This is a genomic window from Ideonella sp. P3_A4 (assembly GCF_056403075.1).
Genome location: NZ_JBFUGE010000141.1, coordinates 1 through 13004, shown reverse-complemented (window position 1 = coordinate 13004; position 13004 = coordinate 1). Strand labels below are relative to the sequence as shown.

Annotated in this window: 12 protein-coding genes and 1 pseudogene; 5 read left to right on the top strand and 8 right to left on the bottom strand. The window is 68.3% G+C overall.

The window, feature by feature from the left end; genetic code table 11:
* The first annotated feature begins 11 nt into the window (after positions 1–11).
* Complete coding sequence (locus AC1DYI_RS14575; protein ID WP_477204843.1) at positions 12–284, top strand: transposase; 273 nt, start codon at positions 12–14, stop codon at positions 282–284.
* A gap of 157 nt (positions 285–441) precedes the next feature.
* Here the strand turns inward: AC1DYI_RS14575 and AC1DYI_RS14570 are convergent, their stop codons facing one another.
* The 7 genes from AC1DYI_RS14570 to argS form a co-directional block, all read right to left on the bottom strand.
* Positions 442–1740, bottom strand: a complete 1299-nt coding sequence (locus AC1DYI_RS14570; RefSeq protein WP_477204840.1) for a THUMP domain-containing class I SAM-dependent RNA methyltransferase — start codon at positions 1738–1740, stop codon at positions 442–444.
* A 135-nt stretch (positions 1741–1875) separates the two neighbouring features.
* The gene (locus AC1DYI_RS14565) at positions 1876–3405 is read right to left on the bottom strand and encodes an RNA polymerase factor sigma-54 (protein WP_477204839.1); all 1530 of its coding nucleotides are present in this window, start codon (positions 3403–3405) and stop codon (positions 1876–1878) included.
* Between the two features lie 106 nt (positions 3406–3511).
* Positions 3512–4309, bottom strand: coding sequence for an LPS export ABC transporter ATP-binding protein (lptB, locus tag AC1DYI_RS14560; RefSeq protein WP_477204838.1), 798 nt, complete (start codon positions 4307–4309; stop codon positions 3512–3514).
* The gene (gene lptA, locus AC1DYI_RS14555) at positions 4306–4893 is read right to left on the bottom strand and encodes a lipopolysaccharide transport periplasmic protein LptA (RefSeq protein ID WP_477204837.1); all 588 of its coding nucleotides are present in this window, start codon (positions 4891–4893) and stop codon (positions 4306–4308) included. The genes lptB and lptA overlap by 4 nt, the downstream gene beginning before the upstream one ends.
* 139 nt (positions 4894–5032) lie before the next feature.
* On the bottom strand, positions 5033–5710 hold the full coding sequence (locus tag AC1DYI_RS14550) for a thiol:disulfide interchange protein DsbA/DsbL (protein WP_477204836.1): 678 nt from the start codon (positions 5708–5710) through the stop codon (positions 5033–5035).
* Positions 5711–5802: 92 nt separating this feature from the next.
* Entirely contained in the window at positions 5803–6519 is a 717-nt protein-coding gene (locus AC1DYI_RS14545) for an SPOR domain-containing protein (RefSeq protein WP_477204835.1), read from the bottom strand.
* Positions 6516–8228, bottom strand: a complete 1713-nt coding sequence (argS, locus tag AC1DYI_RS14540) for an arginine--tRNA ligase (protein ID WP_477204834.1) — start codon at positions 8226–8228, stop codon at positions 6516–6518. The genes AC1DYI_RS14545 and argS overlap by 4 nt, the downstream gene beginning before the upstream one ends.
* A 235-nt stretch (positions 8229–8463) precedes the next feature.
* Between argS and AC1DYI_RS14535 the strand changes: the two genes are divergently transcribed.
* The 3 genes from AC1DYI_RS14535 (at position 8464) to AC1DYI_RS14525 (ending at position 11268) form a co-directional block, all read left to right on the top strand.
* Positions 8464–9795 carry a protein kinase domain-containing protein gene (locus AC1DYI_RS14535; protein WP_477204842.1) on the top strand — a complete coding sequence of 444 codons (1332 nt, stop codon included), beginning with the start codon at positions 8464–8466 and terminating at the stop codon, positions 9793–9795.
* A gap of 34 nt (positions 9796–9829) precedes the next feature.
* Entirely contained in the window at positions 9830–10150 is a 321-nt protein-coding gene (locus tag AC1DYI_RS14530; protein ID WP_477204833.1) for a PsiF family protein, read from the top strand.
* A gap of 92 nt (positions 10151–10242) precedes the next feature.
* Positions 10243–11268: a LysR family transcriptional regulator gene (locus tag AC1DYI_RS14525; RefSeq protein ID WP_477204832.1), complete on the top strand. Its 1026-nt coding sequence runs from the start codon at positions 10243–10245 to the stop codon at positions 11266–11268.
* A 10-nt stretch (positions 11269–11278) separates the two neighbouring features.
* Here AC1DYI_RS14525 and AC1DYI_RS14520 read toward each other — a convergent pair whose 3' ends face one another.
* Entirely contained in the window at positions 11279–12262 is a 984-nt protein-coding gene (locus tag AC1DYI_RS14520; protein ID WP_477204841.1) for an aminoglycoside phosphotransferase family protein, read from the bottom strand.
* 282 nt (positions 12263–12544) lie between these two features.
* Between AC1DYI_RS14520 and AC1DYI_RS14515 the strand changes: the two are divergent.
* Positions 12545–13004, top strand: a pseudogene (locus AC1DYI_RS14515) (hypothetical protein); the annotation flags it as partial.

Sequence of the window (13004 nt, the reverse complement as noted above, 5' to 3'; positions counted from 1 at the left end):
CCTTCAGTGGCTTGGACCCTCGGGCGCACGACTCAGGGCGCAGCCACGGCAAGCGAAGACTGTCCAAGCGTGGATCGCCTGACTTGCGTCGCCAGATGTACATGGCGGCCATGTCGGCCTCTCACAGMAAGGTGTTCAGTCCGCTGTACCAACAGCTGCGCAGCCGCGGCTTCAAGACCACCGAAGCGCTGGTCATCCTGGCCAGAAAGCTCCTGCGAGTCGCCTATGCCGTCTGGCGCAGCGGCAAGCCCTTCGAGCCAGACAGATTCGCCGTTCTCGCTTGACGAAAACCATAGAACCTCTGCCGGTCCGCTGCGCGAGCCCCCTCGGGGCGGCCGAGCCCGGACATGAACAGTCCAGTGGACTGTTCGTGCCTGGCGAGGGGCCGGGCCTCTGGCCCGGCGCGGCCTGCAAGGCAGCCCCCGGAAGGGGGCGTGGGGGCTAACGATTCGTTCCGGCCACCATGTCGAAGCGGAACAGGCGGCATTCGATGGCGCCGTTCCACATCGGCACACGGCGGCTTTCCTTCAGGCGCATCAGGCCCGGCAGTTTGGGCTCGGGCGTCAGCACCTGGGCGGTCCAGCCGGCGTAGTGTTTTTTCCAGTGGGCGGCCAGGCGGGCGTAGAAGTCGGCCGCGTCGGCGGCACCTTCGAACTTCTCGCCGCCGCCTTCGCCGCGTGCTGGCCCTGAACTCTGGCCTTGGCCCTTGGGGGCGATGCGTTCGCCGTAGGGTGGGTTCATCACGATCACGCCGCGATCGGCAGGGGCCGGGCGCTGCAGCGCATCGGCGGTCTTGAACTCGATCGCATGCTGGACGCCGGCGCGCTCGGCATTGCGGGTCGCGAAGTCGGTCATGCGGAACGACACATCGCCAGCCCAGATCGGCACCGCCGGCGCGTGGATCGCGTTCTGCGCCTGCTGGCGCAACGTGGACCAGGCGCCAAGGTGGTTGCGGAACGGCAGCAGCTTCTCGAACGCGAAGCGGCGTGCTAGGCCGGGCGCGATGCCGCAGGCGATCTGCGCGGCTTCGATCGCGATCGTGCCGGCGCCGCAGCAGGGGTCGAGCAGGCCACCGTCTTCGGGCCGGCCTTGCCAGCCCGCCGCGGCCAACATCGACGCGGCCAGCGTTTCCTTCAGCGGCGCCTCACCCTTCAGGCCTTGTGCATCGCGCCAGCCGCGCTTGAACAAGGCCTCGCCGGACAGGTCGACCGACAGGCTTGCGTGCTCGGGGCCCAGGTGCAGCACCAGCGACAGATCCGGATGACGCGTGTCGACGCTCGGGCGTTCGCCGGCCGCTTCGCGCATCACGTCGCAGACGGCATCCTTGATGCGCAGCGCGGCGAAGTTCAGACTCTTCAGCGGCGAGCGCCACGCGGAGGCGTCGACACGCAGCGTCTGGCGCGGCGTGATCCAGTCGGCCCACTGCACGCGGCGAGCGATGGCGTAGAGGTCATGCTCGTTGGCGTACGGTCCATCGGCYACTTGCCACAGCACGCGCTGGGCCAGCCGGCTGCCGAGGTTCAGGCGCATCGCGGCATCGACGTCGCCGTCGACATAGACACCGCCGCGGCCTGCCTCGACTGGACAGCGGTCTTGCAGCAGGCGACGGCACTCGTCGAGCAGCAGCGGCTCGGTGCCGGCGGCGCAGGGCAGGAACAGCGTGCCGCGTTCGACCGCGCTGCGCGGGCCGGCAGCAGCGGCCTTGATCGCGCGCCGCGGCGTGGGATTTTCATTTGTCATCTCAATGGCTCCACAGCGCTTCGCGGTGCAGTACGTTGACCCAACCAAGGGGTTTGCGCGGATCCGGCTTTGCCGGTCCGCTGCAAAAGCCCCCTCGGGGGCAGCGACCGGAAGGGAGCGTGGGGGCTCCATCCATCACATTGCTTTGCGCAAGTTGGCTGGCGCGATCTTCAGCGCCTCGCGGTATTTCGCCACCGTGCGGCGCGCGACCTGGATGCCCTGCTCTTCGAGCATGTCGGCGATCTGGCTGTCCGACAGCGGCTTGGCGATGTTCTCGGCTGCGACGAACTGCTTAATCAGCGCGCGCACTGCGGTGGAGGAGGCGTTGCCGCCGGCATCGGTGTTCAGCGACGAGCCGAAGAAGTACTTCAGCTCGAAGGTGCCGAACGGCGTGTTCATGTACTTGGCGGTGGTCACGCGCGAGATGGTCGACTCGTGCAGGCCCAGCTCGTCGGCGATCTCGCGCAGCACCAGTGGCTTCATCGCGATCTCGCCGTGGGTGAAGAAGGCCTTCTGCCGTTCGACGATGGCCTGGCTGACGCGCAGGATGGTGTCGAAGCGCTGCTGGATGTTGCGGATGAACCAGCGCGCCTCTTGCAGCCGGGCGCTGAGGCCGCTGTTGTTGCCGGCACCGCCGCGTTGGCCGCGCACCGCTTGCGCGTAGACGTCCGACACGCGCAGCTTGGGCATCACGTCGGGGTTCAGCATCACCTTCCAGCCGCGGCCGGACTTCATCACGATCACGTCCGGCACGACGATCAGGTTTTCGGCTCGCGCAAACGGCCGGGCGGGCTTGGGCTCGCAGGCCACGATCAGCGCCTGCGCAGCCTTCACCGTGGCTTCGTCAGAGCCGGTGGCGCTGGCCAGCTTCTTCAGGTCGCGCCGGGCCAGCAGTTCGAGGTGCTGGCGGCAGATCGTCAGCGCGCACTCGCGGGCCGGGCAGGCCGGCRTGTCACGCAACTGAAGCGCCAGGCAATCGCCCAGGTTGGCGGCGCCGACCCCCGCCGGCTCCATGCTTTGCAGCCACTTCAGGCCGCAGCGCAACTGGCTGAGCAGGTCGTCGCGTTCCTCGTCGTCGACCAGGCCCAGCGCATCGGCCAGGCGGGCGACGATGTCTTCGAGCGTGCCGTCGAGGTAGCCGTCGTCGTCGAGCGATTCGATCAGCACCTGCACCGCGGCCGCATCGGTGGGCGACAGGCGCATGCCGGACAGTTGGGTGCGCAGGTGGTCTTGCAGCGTTGGCGTCGGCGTGTTGCGGTCTTGCGCATCAAAGCCGTCTTCGTCACTGCCGCTGCCGGTCGCGTTGCCTGACGGCAGCTCGCGGATGCCGTCGAAGTCGTCGCGCTCGGTGCCGTTTTCCCAATCGTCGCGCTCGGTGGTGCCGAAGTCTGCCGAGTCCATGCCGGACGTCTCTTCGCCGCCCTCGCCGACGGCGCTGCCCGGTGCGTCCTGCTCTTCGCGCTGGGCCGGGGTGGTCTTCTCGTTCGCGCTGTAGTCGAACGGCGTCGCGTCTTCCTCGGGCTCCAGAAAGGGGTTCTGTTCGAGCATCTGCTCGACTTCCTGGTGCAGCTCCAGCGTCGACAGCTGCAACAGGCGGATCGATTGCTGCAGCTGCGGCGTCAGCGCCAGGTGCTGCGACAGGCGAACCTGGAGCGTGGGCTTCATCGGGTGGCCTCACGCGGACTTGGCGCGGCCGTGACGGGCCGCTCCCTAGCGGCCGCGCCGACCCCTCGGGGGGCCGGGACACCAAAGGTGGACCGGGGGGCCGACATCACATTTTGAAGTGTTCGCCGAGGTACACCCGGCGCACGTCCGGGTTCTCGATGATGTGGTCGGGCGTGCCTTCGGCCAGCACGCTGCCTTCGCTGATGATGTAGGCGCGGTCGCAGATGCCGAGCGTCTCGCGCACGTTGTGGTCGGTGATCAGCACACCGATGCCACGCGCCTTCAGGAAGCCGATGATGCGCTGGATCTCGATCACCGCGATCGGGTCGACGCCGGCAAACGGCTCGTCGAGCAGGATGAAGCGCGGCTGTGTGGCCAGTGCGCGGGCGATCTCGACGCGGCGCCTCTCACCACCCGACAGGGCCGGCGCCGGCGAATCGCGCAGGCCGGTCAGGCTCAGGTCGTGCAGCAGCGTGTCGAGCTGGCGCGTGATCTCGGCGCTGCCCAGAGGCTTGCCGCGGCTGTCCAGCTGCAGCTCGAGCACGGCGCGGATGTTTTCTTCGACAGTCAGCTTGCGAAAGATCGACGCCTCTTGCGGCAGGTAGCTCAGGCCCAGGCGCGAACGCTGGTGGATGGGCTTGCGCTCGACCGCGACGCCATCGATGTGGATGGAGCCCGCATCGCAGCGCACCAGGCCGACCACCATGTAGAAGGTGGTGGTCTTGCCGGCGCCGTTGGGGCCGAGCAGGCCGACGACCTCGCCGGCACCGACCGCGAGGTGGACCTCTTTGACCACCATGCGTGCGCCATAACTCTTGCGCAGGCCGTTGGCTTCAAGCCGGCTGTTGCTGGCCGCACCGATCGTGCTGGCCAGCGCCGCGGCGTCGGGCAGGGGCGCGTTCACTTCGAGGGCTCCGAGGCCGCCGGCTCAGTGCTGCGCGGGATGAACACCAACCGTGCGCGGCCCGGGGCTTCGCCGGGCGTGGCGGGCGAGCCACCTTCAAAGACGATGGTGTCGCTGCGCTGGTCGTAGGTGATCACCGCGGCGTTGGCTTCGTCCGGCGGGCCGCTGGGGCGCACGACGCGCAGCTTGGCATTGCCGACAAAGCGCACCTTCTCGGCCGCGCCGTCGTACTCGATCCGTTCAGCGTCGCCCTCGATGAATTCGTCGACGCGGTCGCGCTTCTGGCGAAAGGTGGCCGACTGGGCGGCGGAGCCCATGGCGTTGGCCTGGTAGCGGCCGGGCGAGCCTTCGCGCACCTCGATCCGGTCGGCTTTGATCGTCAGCGTGCCCTGGGTCACGACGACGTGGCCGCTGATGGTGGTCAGCTTGGTCTTCAGGTCGACGACCGCCGACTGCGAGCCGTCACTGACGACCTCGAGCGGTTTGCTGCGGTCGGCCTTTTCGGCATGGGCTGGCAGCCACCCACCGGCGGCCAGCAGGGCGGCCGCGACGAGGGCGGCGGGCAGAAGGCGAAAGGGGGGCATCGGGCGCATGGCGTGCGGCATGAAACTTGCAGGCCATTCTAGCCCCAGCACCGCCTGGATCGGGGCTGAACGGGCGCCGGGATGGCGCCTTTACAGGGCAGCTGTCAGAGCCGCCGCCCGGGTAGGCGGCGGCGAGGTCTCAGGCCGGTTGGCGCGACTTGTTGACCAGGAAATCCACCACCGCGAAGGTGCGCTCGGCGGCGCCGGCCATCGTGGCCGAGGTGGTGAAGCGGCCCTGCACGCCGACCATCGGCACACCGTCCACGTGGTAGGCGTCAGACAGCTGCTTGGCCTGGCGCACCTTGCCGATCACGGTAAACGATTTCATCGTGTCGGCGAACTTGGTGCCGTCCAGGCCGTTGGCGCTGGCGAAGGCCACCACCTCGGCTTCGGTCGCCATGCGCTTGTGGTCCTTGTGGATGGCGTCGAAGAACTTGCGGTGCAGCTCACCGAGCTTGCCCATCGCCTCCAGCGTGTAGAACACCTTCTGGTGGAACTCATGCTGGGGCGCAAAGCCGACCGGCACGCGGCGGAAGTTGACATCGGCCGGCAGCTTGGCCTGCCAGGCCTCGACAAACGGCTCCAGCGCATAGCAGTGGGGGCAGCCGTACCAGAAGAACTCGACCACCTCGACTTTGCCGGTGCTGGTCTGCGGTACGGGCTGGGCCAGCTTCAGGTAGTGGGTGCCCTCGACCGGGCCGCCCTGTGCGTGGGCCGACGACGGGGCGCTGATACCGGCCGCGAGGCCCAGGGCACCGGCGGCGCCAGCGAAGCCGATGGAGTTGAATTCGCGCCGGTTGATGCAGGTGTGCTTCACGAAGATCCTCAGGGCAGGTCAGAGGCCGTTCACGGCCAGGGATGGAGCGTGGATGCCGTTCGCCGGCGTTCAGTTCCGCGAACGGTCGGCGATCAGGGGTTGCGTTCCTGGCGCACCAGCGCCGCGTCGACGCCGCCGGCCTTTAGGCGTTCCTGTTGCGTGGCGGCCTCGGCTTGGCTGTCGAACGGGCCCAGGCGAACGCGGTGGATGGTGCGGCCGCCTTGTTCGCGCTCGGAGATCTTGGCGCCGAAGCCTTGCAGCGCGAGCTTGGCGCGCTGCTGTTCGGCGTCGTCGGCGCTGGAGTAGGCGCCCACCTGCACGAAGTACAGGAACGGCTCGCCACCGGGGCGTGGCACGGCGGGCGGTTTGGCGCCGGGCACCGGTTCGCCGGCCAGGATGGCGGCCGCATCGCGGTTGGACTTGGGGCCGGCCGGCGGCGGTGTCACGGGCTCGACAGTCGTCCCCTGGCGCACCGGCTTGCCGTCGCTGCCGGGCAGGGCCACCGGAGCGGGCGCCGGCACCGGTGCCGGGCCTGCGGCCGGCCGCGAAGCCGCCCCGGCCTTGCCGGCCAGGCCCGCGTTCGGGTCCCAGTTGCGCATCTTCTCGGCTTCGGCCGCTTCCTGCTCTGGCGTGCGGTGCGGCACCTTGTCGTGGAAGGGCGAAGGCACCTTGGCGATGTACAGCGCGACACCCAGCGCCAGCGCCAGGCCGATCAGCAGGCCAACGATCAGGCCGACGGCGAAGCCGCCGCGTTGTTGCGCGAGGCCAGGGCGCCGCAGCGTCGTCAGGCCTCCGAAATGCACAGTCATTCAGTCTCCACGGCGGATTGGTCTCGTGCCATCTGCTCCGGCGCGCTGACGCCCAGCAGCGTGAGCGCATTGCGAAGCACCAAGCGCGTCGCGTCCAGCAGCGCCAGGCGGGCGCGGGCCAGCGCGGCATCCTCGATCAGGAAGCGCTCGGCGGCATAGTAGCTGTGGTACGCCGAGGCTAGGTCTCGCAGGTAGAACGCGACGTCGTGCGGCGCCAGGTCTCGCGTCGCACTCGCCAGCATGCCGGGGTACTCAGCGAGCTTGAGCATCACCGTCTGCTCGGCGGGTGCAGTCAGCCGCGACAGGTCGGCGGCCGCAATCGACGCTTCGTCGTGTCCCTGTTCGGTTGCCTTGGCCAGCACTGAGCAGATTCGGGCGTGGGCCATCTGCACGTAGAACACCGGGTTCTCGTCGTTCTGCTTCAGCGCCAGGTCGACGTCGAAGGTGAACTCGGTGTCGGCCTTGCGGCTGATCAGGAAGAAGCGCACCGCGTCGCGGCTGGTCCAGTCGATCAGGTCGCGCAGCGTGACATAACTGCCCGAGCGCTTGGAGATCTTGACCTCCTGGCCACCCTTCATCACCGTGACCATCTTGTGCAGCACGTAGTCGGGGTAGCCCGTGGGCACGCCCATGTCCGCCGCCTGCACGCCGCCGCGCACGCGGGCGATGGTGCCGTGGTGGTCGGTGCCCTGCACGTTGATGACCTTGTTGAAGCCGCGCTCCCACTTGTTCAGGTGGTAGGCGACATCGGGCAGGAAGTAGGTGTAGGTGCCGTCGGACTTGCGCATCACGCGGTCCTTGTCGTCACCGTAGTCGGTGGTGCGCAACCACAGTGCCCCGCCCTCTTCGAAGGTCTTGCCCGACTTCTCCAGCCGCTCGATCGTGTCGGCGACACGGCCGCTGGAATACAGGCTCGTCTCGAGGAAGTAGTTGTCGAACTGCACGCCGAAGGCCTGCAGGTCCAGGTCCTGCTCGTGGCGCAGGTAGGCCACGGCGAACTGGCGAATGCTGTCCAGATCTTCCGGGTCGCCCGACGCGGTGAACTCGCGGTCATCGGCCTTGACGGTTTTCTTGGCCATGAAGTCGGCCGCGATGTCGGCGATGTAATCGCCGTTGTAGGCCGACTCGGGCCAGCCGGCATCGCCGGGCTTCAGGCCCTTGATGCGGCACTGCGTCGAAGTCGCCAGCGTCGCGATCTGCACGCCGGCGTCGTTGTAATAGAACTCGCGAGTGACGTCCCAGCCCTGGGTCTGGAACAGGTGGCAGATCGAGTCGCCCAAGGCGCCCTGGCGACCGTGGCCGACGTGCAGCGGGCCGGTCGGGTTGGCCGAGACGAACTCGACCATCAGCTTCTGGCCGTTGGCCGGCTGGCGGCCGAAGGCCTCACCAGCCTGGCGCACCTCGGCCACCACGGCCTGCTTGGCCGCTGGCGACAAGCGCAGGTTGATGAAGCCGGGACCGGCGATCTCGAGCGCCGACACCCATCGTTGCACTTCGGGCTGTGCGTTCAGCGCAGCGACCAACTGTTCCGCCAACGCGCGGGGGTTGGCTTTCAGCGGCTTGGCCAGCTGCATCGCCACCGTGATGGCGAGGTCGCCATGGGCGGCCTGCTTCGGCGATTCGAAGACCGGGGTGACCGGGTGGTCGGGGGCCAGCTGCGCCACAGCGCGAGCCAGCGCGAGCTGAAGCTCTGCCTTGGCTTGGATCATGATGCGGTCAATTCTAAGTTGGCCCTGCTCTGTGTCGGGCCCTGCCGGTTGCGGGGGCTGGGGCCGCCCTGTTACCCTGGCTGTCGTCATTGGACTTTCTGCCAGGCTCAAGCAAAGTAACGTGGCGTCCTCCTCTTCGCGCTCTCGCTCGTCACCGACGTCGACCTCCACGTCCACCGCTCCGGCGACGACGAGTTCGTCGCGTTCGCGGTCGCGAGGACAAGCCACCGTGGCGATGCCGCGGCTGGACCCGGACGATCCGCCCACCATCGGCAAGTACCGGGTGTTGCAAAAACTCGGCGAAGGCGCGACCAGCGAGGTCTTCCTGGCCTTCGACGACTTCAACAACCGCGAGGTGGCGATCAAGCGCGTGCGCGCCAGCGCCGGCCGCTCGGAAGCCGACGTGCACTTCTCGTCACACTTCTTTGCCGCCGAGGCCGCATTGGTGGGGCGGCTGAACCACCCGAACGTGGTGCAGATCCACGACGCGGTCGACGACCCGGTCTCGCCCTACCTGGTGATGGAGTACGTGCCCGGCGCAACGCTGCGCGTGTTCTGCCAGCAAGACAAGCTGCTGCCGCTGGAGCAGGTGGTCGAAATCGGCTTCAAGTGCGCGATGGCGCTGGGTTATGTCTACCGCCAGGGCTTGATCCACCGCGACGTCAAGCCGGCCAACATCCTGGCCCTGACCGATGGCCCCGAGGTGCTGGACATCAAGCTGACCGACTTCGGTAGTGTGCTGAACCTGGGCGCTGACCGCACACAGATCCACCGCGTCGGCTCGCTCGCCTACATGTCGCCCGAGCAGCTCGAAGGCTCGACGCTGGATGGCCGGGCCGACATCTATTCGCTGGCCGCGGTGCTGTACCACATGATCGCCGGCCGGCCGCCGTTCGAGGCCGACAGCCACGTGGCCTTGCTGAACATGATCTGTCATGCCGAGCCCGAGTCGCTGCTGGGCATGCGCGAGGGCGTCAGCCCGGCACTGGACCAGACGATCCGAGGTGCGCTCGCCAAGTCGCCATCCGACCGGCCGGAAGACTGGGACCAGTTCGCGCAGTCGCTGTCGGCGCTGATCACCAACCACGAGGTGCCGCGCGGCCAGCTGCAGCGGGTGCTCGACTCCGAGCGCTTCAACCTGCTGCGCGAGATGGAGTTTTTCTCCGACTTCGGCGACGTCGAGCTGTGGGAGGTCGTGCACCGGGCGAAGTGGCAACGCTTCCCGTTCGGCCACCGCATCTTCAAGCGTGGCCAGGAAGGCAAGCAGTTCTACTGCATCGCGCAGGGCGAGGTCGAGGTCCACCGCGAAGGCGAGCGCGTTGCGCGCCTGGGCGCCGGCACCTCGGTCGGCGAGATGGCCTACCTGGCGCCCAGCCCCGACCTGCGCAAGCACGCCACCGACGTGATCGTCTCCGAGCCCTGCACCACCGTCTCGTTCAACCCCGAGAGCCTGGCCCAGCTGAGCCCGGATACGCGACACCGCTTCGACGAGGCCTTCATCAAGGTGCTGGTGCGCCGGCTGCATGCTGCGCATGAGGCGCTGGCCCATCCGCGAAAAATCTTGTGACCTGCGGCGACGCCGCGAAAAAGAGGAGTGACCGATGAAGAAGCTGCTCACCGCACTGGCCCTGGCGGCCACCGCCCTGGCCGTGTCCGCCCAGGCCCCGGCTACGCCAGCCTCGGCACCTGCACCGGCTGCATCGGAGCCGGCCAAGGCCAAGACGCCGCAACAAGAAAAAATGGGCCAATGCAACCAGCAGGCCACCGGCAAGGCCGGGGACGAGCGCAAGGCCTTCATGAAGGAATGCCTGGCCGGCAAGCGCGCCTCGCAGACCGACAAGATGCGCACATGCAATGAGCAGGCCAAGGGCATGAAAGGCGAGGAGCGCAAAACCTTCATGAAGACCTGTCTCAGCAGCTGACAGGCCGGTCCCGCCAGGCGCGGGAATTCGCGTTCGGCAAATAAAGGGCTCCGACAGTTCCCAAAATTTGTCGCCGGCGCAATAATCGGCGCATGGATTCCCTGCGTGCCATGCGGGTGTTCGCCCGCGTTGTCGATGAAGGCAGCTTTGCCGGGGCGGCGCGTGCGCTGGACCTGGCGCCTGCGGTGGTCACCCGTTTGGTGGCGGAGCTCGAAGAGCACCTCGGCGCGCGGTTGATGAACCGCACCACGCGCCGCACGGCGTTGACCGAGGTCGGCGAGAACTACCTCGAAAGGGTGCGCCGCATCCTGGCCGATGTCGACGAAGCCGAGGCTTTGGCCCAGGCTTCGGTCGCCGAGCCGCGCGGCCCGGTGCGGCTGCTGATGCCGCCGGCGGTGGCGGTGCACCAACTGGCCAAGCACCTGCCGCGTTTTCACGCCAAGTACCCGCTGGTGTCGATCGAGATCGTTGCCAGTGGGGCGGTCGAGACCGTCGACGACAGCTTCGACCTGACCGTGATGGCGCTGCGTAAGCCCTTGGACGGCAACTTCATCGCCCGCCGGCTGGCGCGCTCCGAAGTGGTCACGGTGGCCGCGCCGGAATATCTGGACCGGCGCGGCCGACCCAAACACCCGCGAGAGCTGGCGGACCACGACGTGCTGATCCCACCGCTGTCCGATCTGCAGCGGGGCGTCACCTTCTACCGCGGCCGCTTCGGCGAAGAGGGCGAGGGTGGCGGCGAAACCTTCCACGCCATGCCCAAGCGCGGCGTGCTGAGCACCTTGAACACCGACACCAACTACGCCGCCGCATTGGCCGGATTGGGCGTGGCCGGCTTGCCCTCGTTCGTGATCGAAGACGCGCTGATGGAGCACGCGCTGGAGCGGGTGTTGCCCGCCTGGCGGCTGCACAGCGCAACGCTGTGGGTCGGCATGCCGACGCGCCAGCACGTGCCTGCACGCACGCGGGTGATGATGGATTTCCTGATCCAGATCTTCGGCGGCGAAGACCGCGACCCGTGGTTGGCCGCGGCCGGCTGCGAAACGAACCCGGGCTGCGAGATGGCGGCCGCGCTGGCCGCCGCGGCGGCGACCGAAGCCGCGCCCGAAGACGCCTGAAGCCGCGGGCCTAGAAGGTGTAGCCCGACGAGAGCTTTTGCTCGTTCATCGGCTCGATCAGCGCCAGCAGCGGCGCCAGCGGCCGGTAGCGCAGCGCCACCTTGGTGGCGTAGGCAAAAAAGCGCGGCAGGTCGGCCCGGTAGTGCGGTTTGCCGTCGCGCTGCTTCAGGCGGCAAAAGATGCCCATCACCTTCAGATGGCGCTGCAGGCCCATCCACTCGAGCTGGCGCCAGAACTCGCCGAAGTCTTCGTCGACGGGCAGGCCGGCCTTGCGTGCGGCCTCCCAGTAGCGCACTGCCCAGTCGAGCTCGTGTTCCTCGTCCCACGAGACGAAGGCGTCGCGCAGCAGCGAGGCGATGTCGTAGCTGATCGGGCCGGCCAGCGCGTCCTGGAAGTCCAGGATGCCGGGGTTGGGGTCGGCGACCATCAGGTTGCGCGGCATGAAGTCGCGGTGCACCGCGACCACCGGCTGCGCCAGTGCGCTTGCCACCAGCGTGTCACAGACCCCTTGCCAACGCGCTTGCTGGGCTTCGTTCCACTCGATGCCGAACTCGCGCTGCACGCACCACTCGGGGAATATCGCCAGCTCGCGCCGCAGGAAGGCTTCGTCGTACGGCGGCAGCGCGCTCGCATCGATCGTCGACTGCCAATGCACCAGCGCGCGGATCGCGTCGCGCATCAGCCGGTTGGCCTCGGCGCCGTCGGCCTCGCGCAGTGCGTCGATGTACGGGCGCGTGCCGAGGTCTGACAGCAAAACGAAGCCTTGCTCGACGTCGGCTGCCAGCACCTGAGGTGCATGCAGGCCGGCAGCCGCGATGCGCGTTGCCATCGCCAGGAAAGGCCGGCTGTCGATCAACGCCGGCGGCGCGTCCATCACGATTGCGCTGCGGCCGCCCGGGCTGCTGATGCGCAGGTAGCGACGCACGCTGGCGTCGGCCGAGGCGACGCGCAGGCTCTCGGGTTGCCAGCCTTGCGCCGCAGCCAGTGGCGCCAGCCAGCGCTCGAAAGCGGCTTGGCGCTCGGCGTCGGCCCAGGTGACGAGGTCGTTGGGCGACGTGGGTGTCGCAGGTGAAGTAGGGGTCGTCACGGATGTCGCGGGCAGGGCATGGATAATCCGGCCCGATTCTAGAGACGCCCCCCGCCTGCTCGCGCGCGATCCGCTTCCCGGTGCTGCGCTGGAGCACCTTCACTGGTGGCCCCCTGCTTGCTGCGCCTGCCTCTTCATCGCCTTCGGGCCACGACCCCTCTTTCTCGCCCTGCTGCCGCCTGGAGCGTGTTGGCTTCGGCCTGCGCGCTGGCCTGTGGCGGCGCGGTGGCGGCCGACGCGGCCCGCCAGCTGCCGGCCGAGTTGACCGCGCGCTCGGTGCGCAGCACGCTGGACCAGGAAACCCTGGCCGAGGGTGAGGTTGAGCTGCGCCAGGGCAACCTGACGCTCAGTGCCGACCTGCTGCGCTACAACGCCGCGACCCAATGGGCCAAGGTGACCGGCCACGTCCGCCTGCGCCGCGACGGTGACCGCTTCGACGGCACCGAGGCCGAGTTCAACCTGGGCTCGCGCGAGGGCTATGTGCTCAAGCCCGAGTACTACTTCGAACGCACCGGCGCCGGTGGGCGCGCGCGCCGCCTCGATTTCGTCGGTGACAAGCGCATGAGTGCGCGCCGTGCCGACTACACCAGCTGTCCGCGCGAAGACGCCGGCACGCCCGATTGGGTGCTGTCGGCCGACAAGCTGGAGC

Bases quoted from the DNA above. Each gene is read 5' to 3' on its own strand.
- lptA (WP_477204837.1), bottom strand. From the start codon at position 4,893: ATGCCCCCCTTTCGCCTTCTGCCCGCCGCCCTCGTCGCGGCCGCCCTG.
- AC1DYI_RS14545 (WP_477204835.1), bottom strand. From the start codon at position 6,519: ATGACTGTGCATTTCGGAGGCCTGACGACGCTGCGGCGCCCTGGCCTC.
- argS (WP_477204834.1), bottom strand. From the start codon at position 8,228: ATGATCCAAGCCAAGGCAGAGCTTCAGCTCGCGCTGGCTCGCGCTGTG.
- AC1DYI_RS14535 (WP_477204842.1), top strand. From the start codon at position 8,464: ATGCCGCGGCTGGACCCGGACGATCCGCCCACCATCGGCAAGTACCGG.
- AC1DYI_RS14530 (WP_477204833.1), top strand. From the start codon at position 9,830: ATGAAGAAGCTGCTCACCGCACTGGCCCTGGCGGCCACCGCCCTGGCC.
- AC1DYI_RS14525 (WP_477204832.1), top strand. From the start codon at position 10,243: ATGGATTCCCTGCGTGCCATGCGGGTGTTCGCCCGCGTTGTCGATGAA.